Annotated in this window: 20 protein-coding genes and 2 pseudogenes; 13 read left to right on the top strand and 9 right to left on the bottom strand. The window is 52.6% G+C overall.

The window, feature by feature from the left end; genetic code table 11:
• The first annotated feature begins 83 nt into the window (after positions 1 to 83).
• The 5 genes from hisS (at position 84) to SB13_RS09275 (ending at position 5,175) form a co-directional block, all read left to right on the top strand.
• Complete coding sequence (gene hisS / locus SB13_RS09295) at positions 84 to 1,358, top strand: histidine--tRNA ligase (protein ID WP_026740088.1); 1,275 nt, start codon at positions 84 to 86, stop codon at positions 1,356 to 1,358.
• A 13-nt stretch (positions 1,359 to 1,371) separates the two neighbouring features.
• Positions 1,372 to 1,986 (top strand): YfgM family protein, encoded by a 615-nt coding sequence (locus tag SB13_RS09290; RefSeq protein WP_026740087.1) that lies wholly within the window; start codon positions 1,372 to 1,374, stop codon positions 1,984 to 1,986.
• A 10-nt stretch (positions 1,987 to 1,996) separates the two neighbouring features.
• A complete protein-coding gene (gene bamB, locus SB13_RS09285; protein ID WP_026740086.1) occupies positions 1,997 to 3,178 on the top strand; it encodes an outer membrane protein assembly factor BamB in 1,182 nt (393 codons plus the stop codon).
• A 147-nt stretch (positions 3,179 to 3,325) separates the two neighbouring features.
• Positions 3,326 to 4,819: a ribosome biogenesis GTPase Der gene (gene der / locus SB13_RS09280; RefSeq protein WP_026740085.1), complete on the top strand. Its 1,494-nt coding sequence runs from the start codon at positions 3,326 to 3,328 to the stop codon at positions 4,817 to 4,819.
• Positions 4,820 to 4,932: 113 nt separating this feature from the next.
• Complete coding sequence (locus SB13_RS09275) at positions 4,933 to 5,175, top strand: zinc ribbon domain-containing protein (protein WP_026740084.1); 243 nt, start codon at positions 4,933 to 4,935, stop codon at positions 5,173 to 5,175.
• Positions 5,176 to 5,205: 30 nt separating this feature from the next.
• Here the strand turns inward: SB13_RS09275 and SB13_RS09270 are convergent, their stop codons facing one another.
• The 3 genes from SB13_RS09270 to xseA all read right to left on the bottom strand — a co-directional run bounded on the left by SB13_RS09270 (position 5,206) and on the right by xseA (position 8,058).
• Positions 5,206 to 5,556, bottom strand: coding sequence for a protealysin inhibitor emfourin (locus SB13_RS09270; protein WP_026740083.1), 351 nt, complete (start codon positions 5,554 to 5,556; stop codon positions 5,206 to 5,208).
• Complete coding sequence (locus SB13_RS09265) at positions 5,525 to 6,586, bottom strand: M4 family metallopeptidase (RefSeq protein ID WP_026740082.1); 1,062 nt, start codon at positions 6,584 to 6,586, stop codon at positions 5,525 to 5,527. Before SB13_RS09265 ends, SB13_RS09270 begins: the two co-directional genes overlap by 32 nt.
• 116 nt (positions 6,587 to 6,702) lie before the next feature.
• Entirely contained in the window at positions 6,703 to 8,058 is a 1,356-nt protein-coding gene (gene xseA / locus SB13_RS09260) for an exodeoxyribonuclease VII large subunit (protein ID WP_026740081.1), read from the bottom strand.
• A 170-nt stretch (positions 8,059 to 8,228) separates the two neighbouring features.
• On the opposite strand from xseA, the gene guaB reads away from it, so the two are divergent.
• From guaB to SB13_RS09245, 3 genes and pseudogenes are all read left to right on the top strand, one after another.
• Positions 8,229 to 9,698: an IMP dehydrogenase gene (gene guaB / locus SB13_RS09255; RefSeq protein ID WP_026740080.1), complete on the top strand. Its 1,470-nt coding sequence runs from the start codon at positions 8,229 to 8,231 to the stop codon at positions 9,696 to 9,698.
• Between the two features lie 94 nt (positions 9,699 to 9,792).
• Positions 9,793 to 11,370, top strand: a complete 1,578-nt coding sequence (guaA, locus tag SB13_RS09250) for a glutamine-hydrolyzing GMP synthase (protein ID WP_026740079.1) — start codon at positions 9,793 to 9,795, stop codon at positions 11,368 to 11,370.
• A gap of 215 nt (positions 11,371 to 11,585) precedes the next feature.
• Positions 11,586 to 12,783 (top strand): annotated as a pseudogene (locus tag SB13_RS09245) (tyrosine-type recombinase/integrase).
• 92 nt (positions 12,784 to 12,875) lie between these two features.
• Here the strand turns inward: SB13_RS09245 and SB13_RS17610 are convergent.
• A pseudogene (locus SB13_RS17610) lies at positions 12,876 to 14,080 on the bottom strand (IS3 family transposase).
• Between the two features lie 316 nt (positions 14,081 to 14,396).
• Between SB13_RS17610 and SB13_RS09230 the strand changes: the two are divergent.
• A complete protein-coding gene (locus SB13_RS09230) occupies positions 14,397 to 15,110 on the top strand; it encodes a PIN domain-containing protein (protein ID WP_026740077.1) in 714 nt (237 codons plus the stop codon).
• Positions 15,111 to 15,112: 2 nt separating this feature from the next.
• Positions 15,113 to 17,380 carry an NACHT domain-containing protein gene (locus tag SB13_RS09225; RefSeq protein ID WP_026740076.1) on the top strand — a complete coding sequence of 756 codons (2,268 nt, stop codon included), beginning with the start codon at positions 15,113 to 15,115 and terminating at the stop codon, positions 17,378 to 17,380.
• A gap of 317 nt (positions 17,381 to 17,697) precedes the next feature.
• Here SB13_RS09225 and SB13_RS09220 read toward each other — a convergent pair whose 3' ends face one another.
• The 3 genes from SB13_RS09220 to SB13_RS09210 form a co-directional block, all read right to left on the bottom strand.
• Complete coding sequence (locus tag SB13_RS09220) at positions 17,698 to 17,985, bottom strand: hypothetical protein (RefSeq protein ID WP_026740075.1); 288 nt, start codon at positions 17,983 to 17,985, stop codon at positions 17,698 to 17,700.
• 43 nt (positions 17,986 to 18,028) lie between these two features.
• On the bottom strand, positions 18,029 to 18,250 hold the full coding sequence (locus SB13_RS09215) for a helix-turn-helix domain-containing protein (RefSeq protein ID WP_026740074.1): 222 nt from the start codon (positions 18,248 to 18,250) through the stop codon (positions 18,029 to 18,031).
• Between the two features lie 92 nt (positions 18,251 to 18,342).
• Complete coding sequence (locus tag SB13_RS09210; RefSeq protein ID WP_026740073.1) at positions 18,343 to 18,573, bottom strand: helix-turn-helix domain-containing protein; 231 nt, start codon at positions 18,571 to 18,573, stop codon at positions 18,343 to 18,345.
• Positions 18,574 to 18,678: 105 nt separating this feature from the next.
• Here SB13_RS09210 and SB13_RS09205 point away from each other — a divergent pair, with 105 nt between their 5' ends.
• The 3 genes from SB13_RS09205 to SB13_RS09195 all read left to right on the top strand — a co-directional run bounded on the left by SB13_RS09205 (position 18,679) and on the right by SB13_RS09195 (position 22,864).
• The gene (locus SB13_RS09205; RefSeq protein WP_026740072.1) at positions 18,679 to 18,924 is read left to right on the top strand and encodes a helix-turn-helix domain-containing protein; all 246 of its coding nucleotides are present in this window, start codon (positions 18,679 to 18,681) and stop codon (positions 18,922 to 18,924) included.
• A gap of 941 nt (positions 18,925 to 19,865) precedes the next feature.
• Complete coding sequence (locus SB13_RS09200; RefSeq protein WP_051616410.1) at positions 19,866 to 21,149, top strand: hypothetical protein; 1,284 nt, start codon at positions 19,866 to 19,868, stop codon at positions 21,147 to 21,149.
• Between the two features lie 659 nt (positions 21,150 to 21,808).
• Positions 21,809 to 22,864: a glycosyl hydrolase gene (locus SB13_RS09195; RefSeq protein ID WP_152545795.1), complete on the top strand. Its 1,056-nt coding sequence runs from the start codon at positions 21,809 to 21,811 to the stop codon at positions 22,862 to 22,864.
• A 153-nt stretch (positions 22,865 to 23,017) separates the two neighbouring features.
• On the opposite strand, the gene SB13_RS09190 is transcribed toward SB13_RS09195, so the two are convergent.
• Positions 23,018 to 23,923 (bottom strand): MBL fold metallo-hydrolase, encoded by a 906-nt coding sequence (locus SB13_RS09190; RefSeq protein WP_463605553.1) that lies wholly within the window; start codon positions 23,921 to 23,923, stop codon positions 23,018 to 23,020.
• Between the two features lie 501 nt (positions 23,924 to 24,424).
• On the bottom strand, positions 24,425 to 25,969 hold the full coding sequence (locus tag SB13_RS09180; RefSeq protein ID WP_026740067.1) for an efflux transporter outer membrane subunit: 1,545 nt from the start codon (positions 25,967 to 25,969) through the stop codon (positions 24,425 to 24,427).
• Position 25,970 lies beyond the last annotated feature (1 nt).

The following is a 25,970-nucleotide window of genomic DNA, read 5'->3' as shown; positions in this document are numbered from 1 at the left end:
CGGCGACGGCCGCGCATTGATGCCGCAGTGCCGCTCCCTCTATAATCGGGCCTATTTTCGAGAAAACGGATTAGAGAACTGACGTGGCAAAAAATATCCAAGCCATCCGAGGCATGAACGACTACCTGCCAGCCGATACGGCTTTATGGCACCGCATTGAAGCCAGCCTGAAACAGATCCTTGCCAGCTATGGCTATGGCGAAATTCGTACGCCTATCGTTGAGCAGACCTCTCTGTTCAAGCGCGCTATCGGTGAAGTGACCGACGTCGTAGAAAAAGAGATGTACACGTTTGAGGACCGCAACGGCGACAGCCTGACGCTGCGTCCCGAGAACACCGCGAGCTGCGTCCGCGCAGGCATCGAGCACGGTATCCTCTATAACCAGGAACAGCGCCTGTGGTATACGGGCCCGATGTTCCGTCACGAACGTCCACAGAAAGGTCGCTACCGTCAGTTCCACCAGCTCGGTTGTGAAGTCTTCGGCCTGAAAGGCCCGGATATCGATGCCGAAATGATCATGATGACGGCGCGCTGGTGGCGCGAACTCGGCATCGCCGAACACGTCTCGCTGGAACTGAACTCTATCGGTTCGCTGGAAGCGCGCGCGCGTTACCGCGAGGCGCTGATTGCGTTTCTGGAACAGCATCAGGATGTCTTGGACGAAGACTGCAAACGTCGTATGTACACCAACCCGTTGCGCGTTCTGGATTCCAAAAATCGCGATGTGCAGACGCTGTTGAACGACGCGCCGGTCCTGACCGATTACCTCGACGATGAGTCGCGCGAGCATTTTGACGGCCTGTGTGAACTTTTAACGCAGGCAAGCATCCCATATAAGGTTAATCCGCGCTTGGTCCGTGGGCTGGATTATTACAACCGCACCGTCTTCGAATGGGTGACGACCAGCCTCGGTTCACAGGGTACTGTGTGCGGCGGTGGACGCTACGACGGCATGGTGGAACAGCTGGGCGGTTCTAGTACGCCTGCGGTCGGTTTCGCAATGGGCTTAGAGCGTCTGGTGCTGCTGGTTCAAACGGTCAATCCGGAGTTTAAAGCGCTGCCGGGCGTGGACGTTTACGTCATTTCTTCCGGCGCGGGAACCCAAAGCGCGGCTATGCTGCTGGCGGAATCGCTGCGTGATGAGATGCCCGGATTGAAGCTGATGACCAACTTTGGCGGCGGCAATTTTAAAAAGCAGTTTGCCCGTGCGGATAAAAGCGGGGCGCGAGTCGCTCTGGTGCTGGGCGAAAATGAAGTCGCGGCAGGACAGGCAGTAGTAAAAAACCTGTCCAGCGGCGAACAAGAAACTCTGGCGCAGGCTGACGTTGCAGCCCGGCTGACGACGCTACTGGATTGAGGAGAAAGACACCGTGGAAGTCTATACTACAGAAAATGAACAGGTTGATGCGCTGCGACGTTTCCTGAGAGAAAACGGTAAAGCGTTGGCTGTCGGTGTAGTCCTGGGGATCGGGGCGCTGGTCGGCTGGCGTTTCTGGCAAAGCCATCAGGACAATAGCGCGATGGAGACATCGTCGGCCTATCAGCAGGCCAGCGAAACGCTGACGGCAGGTAAGGGCACCACGGCGGTGGAAGCGTTTGCTGCCGGCAACAAAAACAACTACGGCGCGCTTGCTTCTATGGAGCTGGCGGCTCACTACGCTGAACTGAAAGATTTCGCTAAAGCAGAGCAGCAGCTGACTCAGGCGCTGTCTCAGAGCAACAACGCCGATCTGCAAACGCTGATCAACCTGCGCCTGGCGCGGGTCCAGCTTGAACAGAAAAAAGCGGATGACGCGCTGAAAACGCTGGATGCCATCAAGACGGAAGGCTGGGCCGCGATGGTTGCAGACGTTCGCGGCGACGTGCTGGTCAGCAAAGGTGATAACCAGGGCGCGCGCAGTGCGTACGAAAAAGGCATTGAGTCTCAGCCTCCTCAGGGGCTGCAGGCCCTGTTACGAATGAAACTGAACAACCTGTCCAGCTAAGAGGAATTCCATGCAATTGCGTAAAACACTTTTGGTAGGACTGGTTTCAACCGCCCTGCTGAGCGGCTGTTCGCTATTCGACCGTGAAGAGGACGTCGTTAAAATGTCCCCTCTGCCGCAGGTAGAGAATCAGTTCACGCCGACGAAAGTCTGGAGTCGTTCAATCGGTAGCGGTATCGGTGATTTCTATTCCAATTTGCGTCCGGCCTGGCAGGACAGCCGTGTGTATGCGGCCGACCGTCGCGGTACGGTTAAAGCGCTGGACTTGAGCAACGGCGAAGAAAAATGGAAGACGGACCTGTCTGAGAAGACGGGCCTGTTGTCGGCGAATCGTCCGGCGCTGCTGTCCGGCGGCGTCTCGGTTGCCGGTAATCACGTCTACGTCGGCAGCGAAAGAGCGAAGATGTTCGCGTTAAATGCCGATGACGGTTCACAGGTCTGGGAAACGCCGGTCGCAGGCGAAGTCACTTCCCATCCGGTTGTCAGCGATGGTGTAGTGCTGGTGCACACCAGCAATGGTATGCTGCAGGCGCTGAACGAATCTGACGGTGCCGTTAAGTGGACGGCAAACTTGGATATGCCGTCATTGTCGGTACGCGGTGAGTCTGCTCCTGCGACTGCCTTTGGCGCAGCCATCGTTGGCGGCGACAACGGGCGAGTGAGCGCCGTGCTGATCAATCAGGGCCAACTGATTTGGCAGCAGCGCATTTCCCAGCCGAGCGGCGCCACCGAAATCGATCGTCTGAACGACGTCGATACCACGCCGGTGATCGTTGGCGAAGTGGTCTATGCGCTGGGTTACCACGGTAACCTGACGGCGCTGGACCTGCGCTCCGGTCAGATTTTGTGGAAACGCGAGCTGGGCTCGGTGAATGACTTTATCGTTGACGGCGACCGCATCTATCTGGTCGATCAGGATGACCGTATCGTGGCCTTGAGTACCAACGGCGGCGTGAGCATCTGGCGTCAGAGCGAATTGTTGCACCGTAATCTGACGGCGCCGGCGCTGTACAATGGTTATCTGGTGGTTGCGGATGCAGAAGGGTACATGCATTGGGTCAACACGACCGATGGCCGTTTCGTGTCTCAGCAGAAAGTGGATAGCTCCGGATTCCTGAGCAATCCCGTGGTAGCCAGCGATAAGCTGCTGATCCAGGCTAAAGGCGGAGAGGTTTACGCCTTTACGCGCTAGTACACGTGTTTTACTCCGGGCGAAGGCACCAGAAGGCCTTCGACCTGTCGAACGGCTCCTGACGATATCAGGAGCCGTTTCGTCTTTTATGATCAGCCAGCTAAGCTTGCTGTAACGAATTGAAATATAAGCAATGAGGTTGTAACAATGATACCTGTCGTCGCGCTGGTCGGGCGCCCGAATGTGGGGAAATCCACGCTGTTTAACCGCTTGACGCGTACTCGTGACGCATTGGTGGCGGATTTCCCTGGGCTGACGCGTGACCGCAAGTATGGTCGTGCCGAGGTGGAAGGAAACGAGTTCATTATCATCGATACGGGCGGTATTGATGGCAGCGAAGAGGGTGTGGAAACACGTATGGCGGACCAGTCCCTGCTGGCGATTGAAGAAGCGGATATCGTTCTGTTCATGGTTGACGCCCGTGATGGGTTGATGCCGGCGGATCTGGGCATCGCTCAGCATCTGCGCAACCGTCAAAAGTCCACCTTCCTGGTCGCCAACAAAATCGACGGTATCGACGTGGATACCGGTACGGCGGACTTCTATTCGCTGGGCCTCGGTGAAGTCTACCCGATTGCGGCATCGCATGGCCGCGGCGTGACCAGCTTGCTGGAAAAAGTGCTGCTCCCGTTCGCGGAAGATCGGGATGAAGAGCCGCAGGAACTGACGGAAGAAGAAGCCAATGCCGCTTATTGGGCGGAGCAGCTGGCCATCGAAACGGAGGCCGAAGAGGACGCCGAAGCCGAAGATAACTTCGATCCGGAGTCTTTGCCGATCAAACTGGCTATCGTCGGTCGCCCTAACGTCGGTAAGTCGACGTTGACCAACCGTATCCTGGGTGAAGACCGGGTCGTGGTTTACGACATGCCGGGTACGACGCGCGACAGTATCTACATTCCGATGGAACGTGACGAGCGCGAATATATTCTGATCGATACCGCGGGGGTGCGTAAGCGCGGCAAGATCACGGAAACCGTCGAAAAATTCTCCGTCATCAAAACGTTGCAGGCGATTGAAGACGCCAATGTGGTGCTGCTGGTGATCGACGCTCGCGAAGGGATCTCCGACCAGGATCTGTCACTGTTGGGCTTTATCCTGAACAGCGGTCGTTCGTTGGTGATCGTAGTCAACAAGTGGGATGGTCTTTCCCAGGATGTGAGAGAGCAGGTGAAGGAGACGCTGGATCTGCGTCTGGGCTTCATTGATTTCGCCCGTATCCACTTTATTTCCGCGCTGCACGGCAGCGGCGTAGGGAACCTGTTCGAGTCGATAACGGAAGCGTATTCTTGCTCCACTCGCCGTGTCAGCACCGCGCTTCTGACGCGCATCATGCGTATGGCCGTTGATGACCACCAGCCGCCGCTGGTGCGTGGACGCCGCGTGAAGCTGAAATATGCGCACGCCGGTGGCTACAACCCGCCTATCGTCGTGATCCACGGCAACCAAGTTAAAGACCTGCCGGACTCTTATAAACGCTACCTGATGAACTACTATCGTCGTTCATTGGAAGTGATGGGAACGCCGATTCGTATTCAGTTCAAAGAAGGGGAAAACCCGTTTGCGAACAAACGCAATACGCTGACGCCAAACCAGCTACGTAAACGTAAGCGTTTGATGCAGCACATCAAGAAAGGCAAATAAGCCAACTTGAACCGGTAACTCCGACCTGCGGGGCAGAATATTTTCTGCCCCGTTTTTATTACGGGACGGCCAGACGGAGGAGAGGGAACAACACGATGGTAAAGGAAAGCGGAATGACCTTTTTGTGTCCACAGTGCCAGCAGGAAATGAGAGAGCGCAGCGATGAGCGCTTTCGCTGTGCCGAGTGTCAACAGGATTATCGGCGTGAGCCGCTGTGTCCGGATTGTGGGAAGCCGCTACAGGTGCTCAAAGCCTGCGGCGCGGTCGATTATTTTTGTCCGCAGGAGAAGGCGTTGATTTCAAAAAAACGTGTGACGTTTCGCTATCAACCGGTTCTGCCTGATGCGATCCCCTGATATCGACGGTTTGAATTGTCGCCGCTGGTATCAGGGCGCTGGCTGTGCATTCTGCCATAGAGCGTCCAGTTCCGGGGCCGCCCGTTCGGGAACCAGCCACACCTGAGGAGGCGCGCCGCCGCTGTCTGAATCGCCATGAAAAATGTGAATCCGGTAGTAAAATTGATCGCCCCGGCCGGGGGGATCGGCCGGATCGTCGGTCTGCGTGGGCGGCAGCACGCTGCGCAGAACCGCGCAGATCTTTTTTCGCTCTTCTGCAGGCAGCTTAGCTAATACCACCCATCTTGGCCCGGATAATTTTGGTATCCAGGCGAGGCCGCCTTCCCGCGCCAGTTCGATAATGGCGTCGTCACTCAAGTGGGGTTGTGCGTTCATACTCATTCGCGATCCCCGTGTCCACGCCCACCCGATGCCAGGCATGCAGCACGGTATCGGCTACCGCCGTACTGAAGCGCTGTTCTGCATGATTCACCGTGTATTGAGCGAACAGTGAAAAGTCGGCGTTTTGCGGCAGAGATTTATCGCACAAAACGTCGTACCAGATGACGCCCGCTTTCTCCCACGAATACCCGCCCAAATCGGTCGCCGCCAGATAAAAGGCGCGGCTCGGTATTCCGGAATTGAGGTGTACGCCGCCGTTATCTTCACGAGTATTGATGTAATCACGCATGTGGGCTGGCTGCGGGTCTGTACCGAGCAGCGGGTCGTCATAGGCCGTTCCCGGCCGGGCCAGGGATCTTAACCCCTTGCCGTCTATCTCCTCAGTCAGCAGGCCAGCGCCGACAATCCAGTCAGCCTCCTGCGCCGTTTGCTTGAGATAGAACTGTTTCACCATAGCGCCGAAAACGTCGGACAGCGATTCGTTCAGCGCGCCGGACTGGCGGGTATAGAGAAGATTCGCCTCGCTCTCTGTGACGCCGTGGGCCAGCTCGTGGGCGATGATATCGATGGCGGTGGTGAAGCGGTTGAAGATCTTGCCATCGCCGTCGCCAAAGACCATTTGCTGTCCGTTCCAGAAGGCGTTCTGATAATTCTGACCGTAGTGGACGGAGCCCAGCAGCGGCAGCCCAGCGTTGTCCAAAGAGTTACGGCCGAAAACCTGCCAGAAGAAATCATAGGTGGCGCCCAGATACTCATAGGCCTCGTCCGTGGCGATATCGCCCGTGGCGGCCTGGCCCTCTTCGCGAACGAGCGTTCCCGGCAGCGTTTGCTGATTTTGAGCATCATAAATATGGCGGTGGACCTGTCCTCCGGGGAGCGTGTCGTGCTCGGGGGGACGCGTTTGGGCGGAGACCATCAGCGACTGTACGTGCATTAGCGTCTGCTGAGCGAGCCGTCGCTCTTCGTCAGAACCGTTGCTGACGATACGATGAAGGATATACGGGGGTACTATGCTATGAATCGCTTTCATACATCATCTCCACATGGATGCATATCTCTCGGTATGAGCGGACGTCCATAACGTAGATAACCAGTAAAGGAGCGATAAGTATAGTTCAGGAAATCATTTTCAGACGAAGCCCAAGATCAGGCTTTGTCGGCTGAATGAATGGCGGTGACCTGGCTTTCGACCCACCCATCTTGCAGCCGCGTGCTGAGGGTGTCTCCGGCGGCGATCTGGCCCGCCTTTTTCAAGACTTCGCCCGATGAGGTCGTGGTGACGCTATAGCCTCGGCCCAATGTGGCCAGCGGACTGACGGCTTGCAGGTGAGAGCAGGCCTCGCCGAAGCGCTGTTTGTTCTGACCGATCTGTTTGTCGAGCGCGTGTTGCAGCCGATAGTTTAACTGCTGAATGTGTTGCTGGGCTCGGTGGATCCTCGGCTGCGGCGGCTGTTGCAGCAACCGTTGCTGGAGGTGCTCTTGCCTGCGCAGGCTTTGGCGCAATCTGAGTTGTACGGCATCGTCCAGTCGCTGACGCAACCGGATAAGCCGATTTTGCTGGCGCGCCAGCCTCAGCTGAGGGTGCTGCTGTTGCAGGCGGTGGTGTAGACGCGTGAACAGACTCTGGCGCTGCGCCAGATAGTAATCCATCGCCATTTCCAGCCGTTGGCGCTGGGTTGTCACCTGACGCAACAGCTCCAGCTGATTGCGGCTGACCAGTTCTGCGGCGGCAGAGGGCGTCGGGGCGCGTAAATCCGCGACGAAATCAGCGATGGTGACATCTGTTTCATGACCGACGGCGCTGACGATGGGAATACGGCTGGCGAAAATCGCTCTGGCGACGCGTTCGTCGTTGAAGCTCCACAGATCTTCCAGCGAACCGCCGCCGCGGCCGACGATCAGGACATCGCACTCATCGCGCAGGTTAGCCAGTTCGATGGCGCGGATGATTTGCGGCGGGGCATCGGCTCCCTGAACGGCAGTCGGGTAGATGATGACCGGCAGCGACGGATCGCGTCGTTGCAGCACCTGCAAAATGTCATGTAATGCGGCGCCGCTCGCGGATGTGATCACCCCTACGCGTTTGGCCGGTTTCGGCAGCGGCTGCTTGAACTGCTGGTCAAACAATCCTTCGCCGGACAGGCGCTGCTTTAACTGTTCAAACTGCTGCTGCAACAGACCGTCGCCAGCAGGCTGCATGCTATCCGCCAGCAGTTGATAGTCGCCTCGCGGTTCATACAGCGTAATCATGGCGCGGATGAGCACCTGCTGGCCGTTCTGCGGTCGGAACGTCACGCGACGGTTGCTGCCACGGAACATGGCGCAGCGCACCTGGGCGCGCTCGTCTTTCAGGGTGAAGTACCAGTGGCCGGATGACGGCTGGGAAAAGTTGGAGATTTCTCCGCTGAGCCAGATATGGCCCATCTCGCCTTCCAGCAGTTGTTTAACCGTCTGATTGAGACGGCTGACGGTAAAAATGGCGCTAGAAGGAGTCTGTGGCATGTGAGAAAGATTAAGTTTCAAAGCAGTGGGTTAATCTTTCCATACTACCGGGCAAAGGGCAGTACGCAAGGCTTTTTATAAAAAACGCTGGAGGCAATCCTATATGCTCTGTATAATGCCGCGGCAATATTTTATCTAATCTTCCAACCATCCTCGGTGAGATATTGCCCATGTTACGTATCGCAAAAGAAGCATTGACGTTTGATGATGTCCTGCTCGTTCCCGCACATTCTACCGTACTTCCCAACACGGCCGATCTCGGCACTCAACTGACCAAAAACATTCGCCTGAACATTCCTATGCTGTCTGCCGCCATGGATACGGTCACCGAATCTGCTCTGGCGATCGCGCTGGCTCAGGAAGGCGGTTTGGGCTTCATTCACAAGAACATGACCATTGAGCGTCAGGCGGAAGAAGTCGGCCGTGTGAAGCGTCACGAAAGCGGTGTGGTGGTTGAACCGCAGACCGTCACCCCGGCGACGACCCTGCAACAGGTGAAAGACCTGACCGCACGTAACGGCTTCGCCGGTTATCCGGTGGTGACGGAAGGCAACGAGCTGGTCGGCATCATCACCGGCCGCGACGTGCGTTTCGTGACCGATATGAACAAGCCGGTCAGCGCCGTGATGACGCCGAAAGAGCGTCTGGTCACGGTGAGCGAGAGCGAAGCGCGCGAACGCGAGGTCGTGCTGCACAAGCTGCATGAACGCCGCATCGAGAAGGCGCTGGTCGTCGACGATCAGTTCCGCCTGAAGGGCATGATCACCGTAAAAGATTTCCAGAAAGCCGAACGTAAACCGAACGCCTGTAAAGACGAACGCGGTCGTCTGCGTGTCGGCGCGGCCGTTGGCGCGGGCGAAGGCAACGAAGAGCGTATCGACGCGCTGGTCGCCGCAGGCGTCGACGTTCTGCTGATCGACTCCTCCCATGGTCATTCCGAAGGCGTATTGCAGCGCATTCGTGACACGCGAGCTAAATATCCCGATCTGCCGATCATCGGCGGCAACGTGGCGACCGGCGCGGGCGCGCGGGCGCTGGCGGAAGCGGGCGTTAACGCAGTGAAAGTGGGTATCGGCCCTGGCTCCATCTGTACGACGCGTATCGTGACCGGCGTAGGCGTACCGCAGATTACGGCGATTTCCGACGCGGTGGCCGCACTGGAAGGCACGGGTATTCCGGTGATTGCCGACGGCGGTATCCGCTTCTCCGGCGACATCGCCAAAGCTATTGCCGCTGGCGCGGCTTGCGTGATGGTCGGCTCCATGCTGGCGGGTACGGAAGAATCTCCGGGCGAAATCGAACTCTATCAGGGACGCTCGTTCAAATCTTACCGCGGCATGGGTTCGCTGGGCGCGATGTCCAAAGGCTCCTCCGACCGTTATTTCCAGTCTGACAACGCGGCCGACAAACTGGTGCCGGAAGGTATCGAAGGCCGTGTCGCCTATAAAGGCTACCTCAAGGCGATTGTCCATCAGCAGATGGGCGGCCTGCGTTCCTGCATGGGGCTGACCGGTTGTCCGACTATCGACGCGCTGCGCACCAAGGCTGAGTTTGTCCGCATCAGCGGCGCCGGTATTCAGGAAAGTCACGTTCACGACGTTACCATTACCAAAGAGTCGCCTAACTACCGTTTGGGTTAAGCGCTTTGGTTGGCTGATTTAACGAACAGAACCCGGTAATATTTATCGGGTTCTATTTTTCATTCGCTTCTATCCGTATTGGAATACGCCTCTCATGACAGAAAACATTCATCAACACCGCATTCTTATTCTGGATTTCGGTTCGCAATATACGCAACTCGTCGCTCGCCGCGTACGTGAGCTGGGCGTGTACTGTGAGCTTTGGGCATGGGATGTCACCGAAGCGCAGATTCGTGAATTCAATCCGAACGGTATTATTCTCTCCGGCGGCCCGGAAAGCACCACGGAGTTCAACAGCCCACGCGCCCCTGAGTATGTATTCCAGGCGGGTGTTCCTGTGTTGGGCGTTTGCTACGGCATGCAAACCATGGCGATGCAGCTGGGCGGAAAAGTGGAAGGCTCCAATCAGCGTGAGTTCGGCTATGCGCAGGTGGAAGTAAAATCTGCCAGCGCGCTGGTTCGCGATATTCAGGATGCCGCCAGCGCCGCAGGCGAACCGTTGCTGGATGTGTGGATGAGCCACGGCGATAAAGTGACCGCGATCCCGCAAGGTTTTGAGACCGTAGCCAGTACCGATACCTGTCCGTTTGCCATTATGGCGAATGAAGAAAAACGTTTTTACGGCGTACAGTTCCACCCGGAAGTGACCCACACTCGCCAGGGCCAGCGCATGCTGGAACGTTTCGTCCTCGATATCTGTCGCTGTGAAGCGCTGTGGACGCCGGCGAAAATCATCGATGATGCCGTCTCCCGCATTCGTGAGCAGGTCGGTGAAGACAAAGTCATCCTGGGTCTGTCCGGCGGCGTGGACTCCTCGGTAACCGCGATGCTGCTGCACCGCGCCATCGGCGACCGTTTGACCTGCGTCTTTGTGGACAACGGCTTGCTGCGACTGAACGAAGCCGATCAGGTGCTGGAAATGTTCGGCGACCATTTCGGTCTGAACATTGTTCATGTTCCGGCTGAAGAGCGCTTCCTGAGCGCGCTGGCGGGCATTGACGAGCCGGAAGCCAAGCGTAAAACCATCGGTCGTGTGTTTGTGGAAGTATTCGATGAAGAAGCTTGCAAGCTGACGGACGTCAAATGGCTGGCGCAGGGCACCATCTACCCGGATGTGATCGAATCTGCCGCCTCTGCCACCGGTAAAGCGCACGTCATCAAATCCCACCACAACGTGGGCGGCCTGCCGAAAGAGATGAAGCTTGGCCTTGTCGAGCCGCTGAAAGAGCTGTTCAAAGACGAAGTGCGTAGAATTGGTCTGGAACTGGGCTTACCGCATGACATGCTGTTCCGTCATCCGTTCCCGGGACCGGGTCTGGGCGTGCGTGTACTGGGCGAAGTGAAAAAAGAGTACTGCGATCTGCTGCGTCGCGCCGACGCCATCTTCATCGAAGAGCTGCACAAGGCCGATCTGTATCAGAAGGTCAGTCAGGCCTTCACCGTGTTCCTGCCGGTGCGCTCCGTAGGCGTGATGGGCGATGGCCGTAAGTACGACTGGGTCGTCTCTCTGCGTGCGGTGGAAACCGTGGACTTCATGACCGCGCACTGGGCGCATCTGCCGTACGAGTTCCTGGGCCGCGTATCCAACCGCATTATCAACGAAGTGGATGGCATCTCCCGCGTCGTTTACGACGTCTCCGGCAAACCGCCCGCGACGATTGAGTGGGAATAAGTTTTTAACATCCACTGAGTTCCACTAACGTCTAAAATCGCCAGTAAAATCATAGGATTTACTGGCGATTTTTTCTTTTGTGAGCCATGGCAATCCATCTGAATCCATTCTCTGATACCGTCATTTTTGACGGTAGCATTTTTCGTCTGCTGTGCTAAGTTGAAAAAATACCGTCGTGGGTGACGGTATTTTGACAATAGCATGAGGAGGCGGTGATGTTGACGGATACCCGGTTGAAATCGCTGAAACCTAAAGAACGGCTTTACAAGGTTGCCGATCGCGACGGGATGTATGTGGCGGTGTTGCCTTCGGGAACCGTTTCGTTCCGCTACGATTATCGTATCAACGACAGACGGGAAACGCTGGCGATAGGCAAATATGGCCCGATCACGCTGTCAGAGGCCAGAGAACGGTTAAGGGAAGCCAAGCGGCTGATCGAACAGGGCATTTCTCCGGCTATTGAAAAACAACGACAGAAACAGCAGGCCAAATCCACTTATTTCGGCGACTGGCTGACGCGCTGGTTTGACGATGCCAACTACAAAGACAGTACGCGCCGCATGATACAGGGCATTATCAAACGCGACGTTGCGCCGAAGTTCGGCAAAAAGCTGTTAAGCGAAATCACGCCCGATATACTGCGCAACCACTGCGATAAGGTGAAAAGCCGTGGCGCGGCGGCATCGGCGGTGAAAACGCGCGATATTATCGGCTGCGTATTTACCTACGCCAAAGCGCGCGGCGTGAAATGTGACAATCCGGCGGAGCACGTGCCGCCGTCCACTATCGCCACCTTTGTTCCAAGGGATAGGGCGCTATCCAAAAAAGAGATTGGCCTGTTTTTTAATACGTTAAAAAACGCGCAAACTTCTCATGCGCTAAAAGTCGCGCTCAAGATCATTATGCTGACGCTGGTCAGAAAAAACTCCGTTGTTAATGCCACATGGGATGAGATTGATTTTGTGAATGCCGAATGGACCATACCGGCGGAGAAAATGAAAGCCAGCCGCCGTGGCGCGGGGCGTCCGCATGTGGTCTATCTCTCCCAGCAGGCGTTGGATCTGTTTACATATTCTGGCAGCGGGATCGCCGTTTGTACTGCCGAGTTTCGGCCAGTCTCAACATGGTACTATCGCGTTAAGTTCGCTCAACCGCGCAGCGAATCACGCGATCCAACTGGCACAAAAGCAGGGTCTACCGTTAGGGGATTTCACCATCCACGATATGCGCCGCACCGCCTCCACACATCTGCATGAAGCTGGGTATAGCTCGGACTGGATAGAAAAAGCCCTTGCCCACGAACAGCGCGGCGTTCGGGCGGTTTACAACAAAGAGGAATACTCCGAACAACGCCGGAAGATGTTGCAGGATTGGGCGGATATGGTTGATGGGTGGGTTGGGGAGTTTATCTAGTAATTTATGGGGTCAGTCTAATCTATGTATCTATGGCACGTAGTCGGTTATGTGGTGGATTTGACCCTATATATCCAGACGTTTTTACTCTCTTACGGTTGCGATAACTTCCTGCGTATATATTCCCGTGGTGAGCGATATCCCAGTGCACTATGCGGATGATGTTCGTTGTAATGACTGAACGCCTCCGCCAGATTCATCACCGCTGCCTGGCTGTCCGGTTTCGGCATGATGCTGATGTAGTCCCGTTTTATCGTCTTCACGAAGCTTTCTGCTATGCCGTTGCTTTCCGGGCTTCTCACTGCTGTCGTGCAAGGCTCCAGTCCCAGCAACCGGGCGAACGCCCGCGTTTCATGAGCCCTCTAGGCTGAACCGTTATCCGTCAGCCACTCCAGCGACTCTGTTGGCAACTGCCTTCCGAAGCGTTTTTCCACCGCACCCAGCATGACATCCTGCACCGTTTCTTTGTCATAGCCTCCGGTGCTCGCTGCCCAGTCAATGATCTCCCTGTCGCAGCAGTCCTGCGCGAAGGTCACCCGCAGCTTTTCGCCATTATCACAGCGGAACTCAAAGCCATCTGAGCACCAGCGCCGGTTACTTTCCGTTACTGCTACGCGCCCCTTATGGGCCCGCTTACGGCAAGGAGCAGCGGGTTTACGTTCAAGAAGCAGATTATGCGTTCTCATAATGCGATACACCCGCTTCGCATTAACCACAGGCAGGCTGTCCCGCTCTGACTCCCGTCGCAGCAGCGCCCACACACGGCGATAACCATACGTCGGCAGGTCAGCCACCGCCATGTTTATCCGGGACAATACGGTGGTATCGTCAGAACGGGGCTGCCGTCTGCGATCCTGCCAGTCAGATGGCCGGTGAACCCTGATGCTCAACTGCGCACGCGACACGCCAAGACTTCTGCAAACGTCGGTTATTCGTCGTCCCCGGGCAACAAGGGCGCATGCGCAATCCATTTTTTTGCCCGACCGAACTCCACGGCCTCTTTGAGTATCTCGGCTTCCATCGTCTTTTTGCCCAGAAGGCGCTGGAGCTCGCGAATTTGCTTATTGGCGGCCGCGAGCTCGGAGGCCGGCACCACTTCCTCGCCCGATGCAACTGCCGTCAGCGAGCCGTCTTCATATTGCTTGCGCCATTTGAATATCTGGTTTGCATTGATGCCATGTAGGCGCGCGACATGAGACACGGTCATACCGGGTTCCATAGTCTGCTGAATAATGGCAATTTTTTCCTGCGGTGTACGACGCCGACGCCGCTCAGGTCCTGATAACACTTCAACCATCTTATTATTCTGACTGGTGTTAAACATAGTTCTAAGACTACCTCTTATTTTAAGAGAGACGAAGTGTCTGGTGATCTATGGGGCTAATCTATGTGGTAAAATCAGCCACTTATTATACGGTCCAACTGAGCTGAATCTGTATGGAGGGATCCTATGCATTGGCGTGGAATAATGGGCTTTGACCGTGAGTTTTGCTGTAACATAGCGAAATCCCCGATGGGGAGAATGGCTGATTTACCCCCAACGTTAAGATGCGAATCATTCATGGTGCATTGTTTCAGCTTTGTAATGAAGTTACCTTCCGGTGTCTCGATAAATGAAGATTACTCTATGTATTGATTATGACAATCTAAGCCCACTCCAAAAGTCTGCGGGAGTTTTGGATGTGGTTCAAAAAATCTTAATCCAAGCTTCAGAAATGTTCTTGCAAGATATGGGGGGATGTGAGGTTAGATTGTATGGTGGTTGGTATGAAGGTGATGCCCTTAGTGTGCTTTCCCAAAGGGTTTCAGTGCGTATTCAAAGTGAGTTTCCTACTGTCATACGCGTACCAAGGAATAGCGGCCAAGTTGTGAGGATTAGGACAACAGCAGAACTTGCTGTTTCCTTGCTGGAAGAGCCCGGTCACCAGTTGTTTAATACATACCGCCGTAAGGGACGCCCCAGCAACATACGTGTTGAAACCCCTGCGTCAGTCGGATGCAGTTCGACTACCTGCCCGTTACCGCTGGCAAAGAAACTTTTACAGAAAGGACGTTGCCCTACTCAAGGTTGTGTTACAGAGGGGAAATCTCTTGTCTACAGGCATGAGCAGAAGCTGGTTGATACAATGCTCACTTGCGATCTTATATATCTTGCCGGTCAAGAATGTGATTTTCTTTTTATAGTTAGCGCAGATGATGATTTTTTACCGCCTATCAGAACATTGATGCTGAGAGGTACAAAGATTATCCGAGTCCATCCGCAAATGAGCAATGCTCTGGTGCCTATTAAGGTAGGTGCTGCAACGCTTATTGAATTAGGAATATAATAATGCAAATCGATACGTTTAAATCTATTATTTCAACTTTTGCAGATCCTGGTTCAGAAATAATTTTTGATAGTCAAAGAATGATGTTTTCCATTAATGGGGATGTTGTTGATGCTGGGATTACTGCTAAATATGGGGACATCTACGTCGATGAGGGGGCTGGTGATATCCCTGCAAGCAGATGGATTGTAGAACGATTAGCTAAATTACATCTGTTGAGTTCCCGTATTTTGGAACAAATACCTGCGCCTCCTAACTTCGTATCCCCCGCCGCAGATTTTCTTCCCACTATTGAGACAAACCCAAACGAGCAAGTCTCATCTGTATCAGACGCTCTTGATGAAATGCTGAAAAATTTGGATTCGCAAAGTCCGCTTGAAACCTCTGTTTTGTACATTACAAGCGATGCAGGAGAGGGAAAAACATCTCTCATCAATGCTGCAGCTAGAAAACAGGCGCTCAGGTTTACTGAAGGTTCTTCGGATTGGCTTTTGGTCCCAATTATCTTAGGGGGAAGGCATTTCCTACGCTTCGATGATATTACTGTAGGAGCATTGCAAAATAAGTACCGCTTTCCATTCCTTTACTATAATTCATTTCTTGCTCTTGTTCGAATGGGAGTAATCATACCGGCGTTCGATGGATTCGAGGAAATGTTTGTCGAGAATAGTTCTGGCGAAGCCTTATCCGCTATGGGGATATTGGTTGGTTCACTAAACTCAACAGGTACGGTAGTAGTTGCTGCACGCAAGGCATATTTCGAGTTTGAAAACCTGCGATCACAAGAGAAGCTTTACGATACTATTAGTAATTATTCCGTTGGTTTTTCAAAGCTTGAGTTGAACCGCTGGGAAGAAACCCAGTTTCTACAGTATTGTAAAAATCGAAATCTAGATCATGCTGAAGATATTTATCAGAGGGTGGCCGAACGTCTAGGAAAGGATCACTCCTTATTGACGCGGCCCGTTTTGGTAAGACGATTGGTTGATATTGCACAGCAAAGTTCTTCGCTTGAAAAATTTATAGAGAAAATCCATTCTTCTGGTTCTGACTTTTTCTCAGTCTTTGTGCGTAGCATAATCGAGAGAGAGGCTAATGAGAAATGGATTGATCGGTCCGGTGACATAGGAGCTACGCTCATCACAGTCGATGAGCACTGTGAGTTGTTGGCTCTAATAGCAATCAACATGTGGGAAAGTCGTATTGAATATCTGAAGCAGGATCATCTAGATGTAGTCGCTGAGTATTTTTGTGAGTCGAAACGCTTGTCTGCGCAACAGTCACAGCAGGTGCGAGATAGAATAAGTGGGCATGCGCTTTTAATTGCTTCATCAGATATCAACTTTGCTGTAGAATTCGATCATGACGAATTCCGTCAGTACTTCTTAGGGGATGGGTTGGCTAATGTTGTACTTCCTCTTAATAAAAGTGCGGCTTCCGAAACGTTAAGTATTTTGCGTCGCGGCATTTTGCCGGATAACTCGCAACTGGAATTCATTCGAGCAGCAAGACGACAATCAATTGAAAAAGTTATTGAAATTAGTAGATTTATTTCATCAATAAGTAAGTTGGATGGGCAAGCATCCTATACTAAAGAGAATTGTGGAAACCTTACGTTGAAACTACTCAGTGAGATTGATTCGAATGGACTTGAGTTGGTTGATATGGTTTTCGGCATTGATGCGATCCGTGACTGCAAGCTAAAAAATATTTCTTTCAAGAATTGTTATTTTTCTCAAAGTAGTTATGAGACTACGGAGATTAAATCCTGCCAGTTTGATGAATGTAACTTTGGACAGTTGAGAGTTTATCCCTCAACTAAGATTGACGGAAATTCCTTTATCCATTGCACATTTGATTCAATTAGAGTTGAAGATACGGGGCTTGAGATCTGGGAGCCGGGTGCTATTAAGACCTATCTAGATAAACAGAATTCGACATCCAGTAATGGAGAGTTTGTTGAGTCAATCGATGTCGAGATGATGTCAATGGATAATGAGCTTGTGAATGTTGAAAAATTGCTTCGCTATTTTATGCGGAGTACTCACATCAGCGAGTCTGTTATAAAGATAAAATTGGGCGATCGAGGGCAGACTTTCATCGATTCAACTCTGCCAGACTTAATCGAGACTCATGTTATCGAAGAAATTGAGAACCGAGGTTCAGGACAGCAGCGCCGCTTTAAACTTGGACGTCCTCTACAAGCTCTCAACACCCACCTTGCTAGCGCTCAAGGATCATATGAAAGATTCATCGCTGGATTTAAATAATACGAGGCGGGCTGGATACTAGGTCCGATCCGCTATGTCCTCTTGTTGCTGATGAATACATTACTGACATCACGGTTTATCAACGGGGAGCAGGTCAGTATCGGTGTAATCGACCACATAACCCCCCCCGAAAAATAAGGGGGGTGCTGGGTAATTAATGATCGAGTGGATGTGATTCATAAGGCCTGCTAAGGCAGATAGTAATTCGAAAACACCAGCTTCCAGATAAAGGCTGGTGTTTTTTATAGACTACTAATTCTGAAACTAGTTAATTGATAGATAGATTCTAAATTCAGTTCGCCTAATGTAATAAATGTTTATATATCAATACTGATTGAGAAGAGATTTATTTTGCTTAAAAGAGCAATGTTTCCCATAAGTCCCTTATATTTTGCTACATAGCGGCGGGAGATTTTTTTATATTCTTTACCCTCTTTGAGGGCGAAAAGCGTAGTTAGTCCTAAGAAGAACCATGCAATAGGCTGTGGGTGTTCGAGCGTTAAAATCGCTATTGATGCGGGAATTGATGTGTTAAATGATAATTCGTTGATTTTATTGAAATAATTATTAGCTATTGCGTCTTCCCTGCTACTATAAATCATCATAAGCACTCCTGAATATTAACAGGTTTAATTACGATTTTTAGGTTTACTGAAATTTGAACAATACAGCCAATTCAATCCCCAACCCATCAGCAATAACCCCAATCACTTCCAGCGTTGGGTTTCTAACGCCTCGCTCAATGCCACTAATATAGGTGCGATCCAATCCGCACTTATCGGCGAAAGCCTCTTGGGAGAGTCCGGCCTGTAAGCGAAGTGTTTTTACGCGTTGTCCAAAACGGACGGTGATGTTTTTTACATTTTCCATGCAGATAAGCATTATCTCTCGTTGCTTATCAGACCACGGACGATGAGTCACATATGAGAGGTTTTGTCGATTTAATCGGCAAGATTGGAATGTCAGGCTGGATCGTGAAATGCAAACAGCGTGGTTAGATCGGTATGTAACCCAATTGCGATGATGTTGAGCACTTCCAGAGTTGGGTTTCTGATCCCACGTTCAATGCCGCTGATATAGGTACGATCCAGCCCGCACTTTTCCGCAAAGGCTTCCTGAGACAGGCCAGCCTGCAATCTGAGCGCCTTAGCGCGTTGTCCTAACAGGACTTTGATCGAATCGGATGTTTTCATGTGACAAGCATTCGATTTTGATGCTTATCAGTCCACGGACTATTAGTCACAATCGTTAGTTTTTGTGCTACCATGTGACTAATAGTCAACAATGCAGGAGGACATATGGAACAACATGACTGGCATCCGGCGGATATCATTGCGAGTTTAAGAAAGCAGGGAACAACACTGGCGGCGATTTCCAGAGAAGCGGGGCTGGCGTCGTCCACGCTGGCAAATGCGTTGACGCGTCACTGGCCGAAAGGCGAGCGTCTGATCGCCGAGGCGCTAAATAAACTCCCCGAAGAGATCTGGCCGTCGCGCTATCAAAACACCGGGCGCGGACGGGGTAGGGTAGGGGAGTCAGAGTGAAGGCACACCCGGCGTAAATTCACAAAATGTTACATTTTGCGCTAGTGGATTTCGGCGCTCCCTAATGGATTTCTATGGAATGGAAATCCGTTAGGGAGCCAACAAGCGTAGCGCGTTAGCCGCTTGATGCGGGAAAGCTGGCGCAGTAAGTTATAGGTGTTTTATCGCTGCGGTAAGCAGCATCCCACGTTGCCACGACCTTCAAGGCAACGCACAGGCCAAACCTGTGAGGTCGACACCCAGCCCGCCATCGCTGCCATTCTGCGGGTGCTCGCTTCGGCGACGGCAGTTACCGTATCTAGAGCCTCAGAGCTGCATCCTGTCCGTGAAGCCACTGCTTCGTTGCTATCTGTTTACGCGCTGATGCGTATTCACATTTATGTCGCCAGTGACTGGCGCAACCGTCCGCGGCCTTTTGCTGCCTCAGCGAATGCTTCCATGAGGCAACGGCGTCACTTCATACGGCGCAAAGCCGTTGCAAGTGACGCCGCGAACAATCTCTGCGCCAGCCCTTACGCCACAACGCTTTCCGGCGTGCCCTGTCATCTGACGCACATTTTCTGCGTCAATTCTCATCAACCCACTTATCAGAGGAGGACTGAACCGATACCTGAGGCAGGCTTTCAGCCGGAGGGGATTACCCTGCTGATGCAGGCGGCTGCACCGAGTGCATAACCGATATCTCCGTCATACCTCAACCGCTGCCGCTCCGGCGCGCAGGTATTGTTCAGTACGGAACGGGATACCGTGTCGTGAAGCGCCGTGCGCCGGAGAACAGGGGTATACGCCATTTTACAATTGAGTCATAAGATGCAGCCGAATATGTGGAGAAATTTTATGTTCGATGGCGAGCTTCTTCATAAGTAGCTATTGTTGATATTGATATGGTTTTACGCAGATTTGACTCCGCAATTTCTGTTACAACAACAAGGGGCGTATGAGTGTCAGATAAACGTGTTCCTAAATCGCCTGCTGAATATCTTATTGATCAGATTGAAAAAGCTCGTCCAGTAGCAAAATTATTGGGAGTATTCGATAAGAATGCTAAAGCGCAGTTTCAGGAGGTAGAAAGACAATTAGAAAACATAAAAAACATGATGATCAATAGGGATCTGTTTGCGCAAATTTATAGTCCGCTTGGATGGGTAAATTATGATCGTTTCTCGACAGATTTTGTCGCAAAAGTTCTTGATATGAACCTTGATGATGGGGAAATCGAACTGACAAGCTATCACCTAAATCCAGATAACTTGCGTTTTTTGGGTTACCGGTTTTGTACGCGTCATTTTAATCCATGGGAAGCAATGTATGAACGGGCTGTAGAGCGAGCGGGAGCAGAGGATTATTTATCGGCTATCCCACTTGTGTTGAGCATTATTGATGGGATATGCACCACATCAACGGGTAAACATCCGTTTTCTGGTGGTGCTGATACACCTGTTTTTGATAGCCAAACATCAGGCCCCGGAGGTCTATCTGAAGGGCTTGCAATTCTTGGTTCAACTCGACGAAAACTGGATACGGAACTTATCTGTATGCCATTCAGGCATGGTATTGTGCATGGATTAAACCCTAACTACGGCAGTCCCATAGTAGCAGGGAAGGCATTTAATCTCTTATGGGCGACGGTTGATTATTTTGATCGGCGTCGTGATGAAGCACAAAGATTAGAAAAAGCTACCGAGGAACAAAAACCTGTTGATCTGCGTGAGCTTGGGAAAAGCATGCGACGAAATGCAGAAATTAAGGATGCATTAAATAGCTGGAAAGCCAGGCCTGTCGTTTCGAATATTGTCTTGGCCGCGTCCGATGATATTGCAAACCTACCATCAGGTAGTCCAGAGGCTTTTGCCGCTGAATATCTTTCATGGTTGATGACGAAGAATTATGGCGAATTAGCCAAGGGTACAGTCGATTACCCCAATCGTCCTATTGGTTTTCGTGCTGGTCGATTACGCAATGAATTGAAAGATATTTCGTTAACACATTGGTTCATTATTGGTGTTGAAGATACTTCATCCGCTATCAGCCAGGTGACTGTAAAGTTGGCAGGAGCAATAGACGATCAAGTGTGGAATACCGAGTGTCTAATGAGGCTTATTTTCGCTGACGAAAGCTATGAGCTTGTTCCTCGTGGGCTATCCGGTGGTGTTTGGTCTGTGATGCCGAATTTCCTGTCTGAACTTTGGCTATTATCTACAAGAATGAAACAAAATAAAACTTAACCGAAAGGTTATGAATTTAGGATATCTGTATTGAAGTGATATTTTTATTTATTTGTTTTAAATAGGATTTCTTATAACGGTAAAGATGAAGATATTTGTCTGCTTATAAATTATTTGTAATTACAATACATTGACGTATTACGCCATTTTCGAGTGGGATCCATTGAGTTACGCTAACGTCTAAAATCACAGAATTTGCTGGCAATTTTCGTGTGGACTAACCCCACATCAGTCACATAGCACCTTGGTATAAATTACAAACATAGTATTCCACTACAATTCACCGTGGCTTATGGGGTAGCGAGTGGGTGGAAAGGTTCTTTTTCCAAATATTTACCCCCAATTCATGCCGCGATTTACCCAATGGAATATCTGCCTTGTGGCTAGAAATTTATTATCCTTCACACCAATTATCCTTTATTTAAAACTATCGTCACTTCCAACAGCCACAAAACCGTACTCTTCCCAATAATAAAACCCTAGCTTTATTACTCGCCTTGGTATTATTTTAAAAATAATTCAAGGAGAGCGTGTTGTGTAATTTCCCACACAACATCCTTTTGTTTCATGCGTTATTTGCAGTGATAACCTTATTAGGCCGCGATTAAGCTTAGCGGAAATGAATATCAAGACATCATTTAATAATGAGGAATATCACCATGAACAATACAACAGAACTGACCACGGCGAATGAAAATGCGGATGATACGGCGGTAAAGGTTTATCACTGGCTGGCCGGTTTACCGGCGCGTGCAAATAAAAAACTCATCTCCGGCGCATTCGGCGGTTACACCCACATTACCGGCGAGGATGCGTTCTCAATGCGCCAGGCGGAGGCGATTCACACCGCCACGGGGCAGTACCCCGCTATTTACGGCGCGGACTACGCCCGCGGTTGGGATATTACCGAACCGGGCGAGGAAGCGAATTTAATCGACTACGGCTGTAACGCCGAGTTGATAACACATTGGGAGAAAGGCGGATTAGTCGCCATTAGCCATCACCTGCCGAACCCCATTTATGCGGGGAATAATCCGGGAACAGGGCAGGGCGCGCTGAAGCAGCCGATCAGCAATGAACAATATTCGCGAATTCTCGCGTTGGGTTCCGATGAACGCCAGCGCTGGCTGGCAATGCTGGATAAGATCGCCGAGGGGCTGATGGAGTTAAACCGTCGCGGTATCACGGTGTTTTATCGGCCTTTGCATGAAATGAATGGGGAGTGGTTTTGGTGGGGCGCGTCCGGCTATGAAAATAGCGATACCGTACGCATGGAGCTGTATAAAATGCTCTATCAGGACATGTTCAATTATTTCACCTATCAAAAAGGGCTGAATAATCTGCTGTGGGTTTATTCGCCGGATGCTCTGCGCGGCTATAAATCGGACTATTATCCCGGTCATCCCTATGTGGATATCACCGGGTTGGATATGTATCTGGATAATCCGCAGACGCTGTGCGGTTATCAGGAGATGCTGGATCTCAATAAACCCTTCGCCTTTCCGGAAATAGGCCCGCGAACCATTGACGGACAATTAGATTACGGCAACGTGATTGACGTGATGCTCTCCGCTTTCCCTCAGGCGACATTTTTCATGCCGTGGAATAGTGTGTGGAGCCCGCTGGAAAATGTTCATCCTGAAAACGCGTATAACCATCCTTACGTGATGAATCGGGGCGATGTCTGGAATGGCAATGTGCTTAGTCAGACGTGATGAGCAGACAGTCCGTGAGAAATCTCGTGGGTGGAGGATTTTTCAGCAATGCGGCAGGCCATGCAACGCCGCAACGCAGCGAGTTTGATCTATTCCACTCACCCATGCTTTTCCTTCGTTAAATGGAGTGATTCGCCCTCGGGTAGGGGGCGATCAGCCAGAAACCGTTTCCCACCAAGGCTCGAATACCGTTTCACTCTCGTCCAGCCACAGCGGTTGACCGATGAGCGGCGTCAACAGCCGCCAATCATGATTTTTGCTGGCTTTGACGATACGGATAAACGGATCGTTCCAGTCATGCTGCGCCAAGGCGAATTTGCCGATATGCCCGGGCAGCAGGGCGCGTGTCCGCAGGTCCGTTGCCGCCTGAGCCGCTTCCTCCGGCCGCATGTGAACGTGCGACCAGCGTTCATCATATTGGCCGCTGTCGAGTGCGACGAAATCAAAACCGTCGAACAGTTCGCCGATCTTTTTGAAATGCGCGCCGTACCCCGAGTCTCCGCTAAAGTACAGGCGTCGCTCAGCCGTTTGCAGGGCGAAAGACACCCACAACGTCTGGTTCTTTTTGAATAATCGACCGGAAAAGTGGCGCGCGGGTAAAACCGAAATGTCGATGCCATCCCCAAGATTCAGTTCGGAAAACCAGTCGGCTTCATGAACGCTTTCGTGAGCGAATCCCCACGCGCGAAAATATTGGCCCACGCCAAGCCCGCAGACCACCTGTTTTACTTTGGGTTTGAGCGCAATCAGGGTGGCGTAGTCCAGATGATCCCAGTGATCGTGCGTCATCAGTAAATAATCGATGTTGGGCATATCGGCTGGCGTGTGGGGATTGGTGCCCTGAAATGCGCGATTGCCGAAGGGGACCGGCGCGGCGTTTTGGCTGAGCACGGGGTCGACCAGCAGGCGTTTTCCCGCCAGCTGCACAAAAAAAGAGGAGNGGCCGAGCCAGATAACGACGTCCCGGTCAGCAGGCAGCGCCAACAGCGAGGTGTTGACCGTGGGGAGCGCCTGTTTGGGGCGACGGCGCGGGTTGCCGTGGAGCAAAAATTCCAGCATCAATTTGGCAAAGCTCCCGCTCCCGGTCAGCACGGGAGTCGGCTCGACGTTGTGAAATTGGCCTTGCCGGTAATGGTCCGAGTCTTTGGCCTTAACCTCAGGAACGCTGATTTCGACAAACTCGGGCCGATGAAGGTAAACGAGGGGAATGACAATGAATACCACTATTATCGCTAATAAACTCAATAACATGCTTCTACCCGTACCTGAACGCAAAGAGTGGAAAGAGAGGATATTGTCTTATTCAGTGTACTGCATTGTGTCGTGTTCTGCCGTGGCGAACCGGCGCGCGCTCCTCCTCACAGATCAGGCTTTTGGGAGTGACGTCGTGATTTTCCAGAAGGCGCGGCGCAAAGCCCTCCGCTCCTGATGAAATCATTCCTTGATGACCTGCCGCTCGGAGCGGCAGGGAAGGGAGGAGAAAAACCGCCAGCGCGAGAGACGCGTCTGGCGGTAAAGAACGTGTGTGAATTGACGTGATAAAACGGGGTGTTTCGACCGTCAGGATGAGCTTTCAGCCGGACCGAACACTGAGAACTCCGGCAGTTTGACCTGCTGGTAAGGTTCCCAGCCGCCGCCCAAGGCTTTATACAGCGCGACCAGATCCAGATTACATTGCACGCGCGCCATAATGGCCTGTTGTTTGGCCTGTGCGAGCTGCCGCTGTGCGTCCAGCGCCTCGATAAACGACGTCAGGCCTTTACTGTATCCGTCACTCGCCAGATCGAACGCGTTTTGCTGCGATTCGACGGTGCGTTCGAGTTCTTCAACCTGCTGCTGATCGGTCCGGTAGCTGATCAGCGCGTTTTCGACGTCCTGCAAGGCGGTGAGAACCGTCTGACGATAGCCCAATGCCGCGCTGGCCTGTTCCGCACGGGCCAGCTTGACCCCGGAGACCAGACGGCCGCCCTGGAAGATGGGAATGGAAACCGACGGGCCGAAGCGGTAGAAGTGGCTGCTCCAGTTATCCATATAACTAAAATCGGTATTGCGCATGCCGAGCTGCCCGGTCAGCGACAGATCGGGGAACAGCTGTGCGACAGAGACGCCGATGTTGGCGGTGGCGGCGTGCAGTTGCGCTTCCGCCTGACGAACATCCGGGCGGCGTCTGGCCAGTGTCGACGGTACGCCGACCGGCACGGCTTTAGGCAACGTCGGCATGGCTTTCGCAGCCGCCAGTTCATTATCCAGCGCGCCCGGCACTTGCCCGGTCAGCACGGCTAGCCCGTTCATCGCCTGTCGCACTTGCGCCTGATACTGCGGCAGTTGCGCTCGCAGCGAACTTAGCTGGGCTTGCGCGTTCTCCACGTTCATCTGCGGCGAGAGGCCGTTGCGCTGCTGGCTCTGGGTCAGCGTCAGCGTCTGTTGCGCAATCTCAATCTGGCTCTCCAGCGTCTGATAGGCGGCCTGCGCGCCACGCAGCTGCAAATAGGTTCTCGCCACTTCGGCTTCCAGCGACACCAGCGCATCATTGCGACTCTCTATCGACTGCTGCTGCTGAGCGTCGGCGGCTTCCNCCTGACGACGCACTTTGCCCCACAAGTCCAGCTCCCAGGACGCGTCAAAACTGCCCTGATACAGTCCGACGGACTGGGTCAGACTATCGAGCGAAGAGGTCAGATTGGGATCGACCTGATCCACCTGACCGTACACGTCATGAGACTCCATCAGGCCCTTAAGACCCAATTGCTGCCGCTGCGCTGAAGCGCTGGCATTGACCGATGGCAGCCAGGCTCCGCGAGCCTGATTCAGCTGCTGGCGCGATCCGGCGATGCGCAACACCGCCTGTTGCAAGGTGAGGTTGCCGGCGATCGACCGGCCGATCAGGCTGTCCAGCTGTGGGTCGTTAAACGTTTTCCACCAGCTGGGGTTGATCTCCGCGGCCAGCGTGGGTGATGTGCCGTCAGATGCCATGTCCTTGAACGCGCCCGGCGTGGCAGGGGTCGGCGCCTGATAATCGGGCCCGACGGTACAGGCCGACAGCGCCAGCACAACCGCTATCACCGTAGCGGTGGGGGAATACGAGTAGGGTAAAGAAACCTTCATG

The sequence above is a fragment of the Lonsdalea quercina subsp. quercina genome (genome assembly GCF_000688695.1).
GTDB classification, from domain to species: domain Bacteria; phylum Pseudomonadota; class Gammaproteobacteria; order Enterobacterales; family Enterobacteriaceae; genus Lonsdalea; species Lonsdalea quercina_D.
The sequence above is the reverse complement of the archived record's forward strand: the minus strand, read 5'-3'. Positions and strand labels throughout refer to the sequence as shown.

Bases quoted from the DNA above. Each gene is read 5' to 3' on its own strand.
- bamB (WP_026740086.1), top strand. From the start codon at position 1,997: ATGCAATTGCGTAAAACACTTTTGGTAGGACTGGTTTCAACCGCCCTG.
- der (WP_026740085.1), top strand. From the start codon at position 3,326: ATGATACCTGTCGTCGCGCTGGTCGGGCGCCCGAATGTGGGGAAATCC.
- SB13_RS09275 (WP_026740084.1), top strand. From the start codon at position 4,933: ATGACCTTTTTGTGTCCACAGTGCCAGCAGGAAATGAGAGAGCGCAGC.
- SB13_RS09270 (WP_026740083.1), bottom strand. From the start codon at position 5,556: ATGAGTATGAACGCACAACCCCACTTGAGTGACGACGCCATTATCGAA.
- SB13_RS09265 (WP_026740082.1), bottom strand. From the start codon at position 6,586: ATGAAAGCGATTCATAGCATAGTACCCCCGTATATCCTTCATCGTATC.
- xseA (WP_026740081.1), bottom strand. From the start codon at position 8,058: ATGCCACAGACTCCTTCTAGCGCCATTTTTACCGTCAGCCGTCTCAAT.
- guaB (WP_026740080.1), top strand. From the start codon at position 8,229: ATGTTACGTATCGCAAAAGAAGCATTGACGTTTGATGATGTCCTGCTC.
- guaA (WP_026740079.1), top strand. From the start codon at position 9,793: ATGACAGAAAACATTCATCAACACCGCATTCTTATTCTGGATTTCGGT.
- SB13_RS09230 (WP_026740077.1), top strand. From the start codon at position 14,397: ATGAAGATTACTCTATGTATTGATTATGACAATCTAAGCCCACTCCAA.
- SB13_RS09225 (WP_026740076.1), top strand. From the start codon at position 15,113: ATGCAAATCGATACGTTTAAATCTATTATTTCAACTTTTGCAGATCCT.
- SB13_RS09220 (WP_026740075.1), bottom strand. From the start codon at position 17,985: ATGATGATTTATAGTAGCAGGGAAGACGCAATAGCTAATAATTATTTC.
- SB13_RS09215 (WP_026740074.1), bottom strand. From the start codon at position 18,250: ATGGAAAATGTAAAAAACATCACCGTCCGTTTTGGACAACGCGTAAAA.
- SB13_RS09210 (WP_026740073.1), bottom strand. From the start codon at position 18,573: ATGAAAACATCCGATTCGATCAAAGTCCTGTTAGGACAACGCGCTAAG.
- SB13_RS09205 (WP_026740072.1), top strand. From the start codon at position 18,679: ATGGAACAACATGACTGGCATCCGGCGGATATCATTGCGAGTTTAAGA.
- SB13_RS09195 (WP_152545795.1), top strand. From the start codon at position 21,809: ATGAACAATACAACAGAACTGACCACGGCGAATGAAAATGCGGATGAT.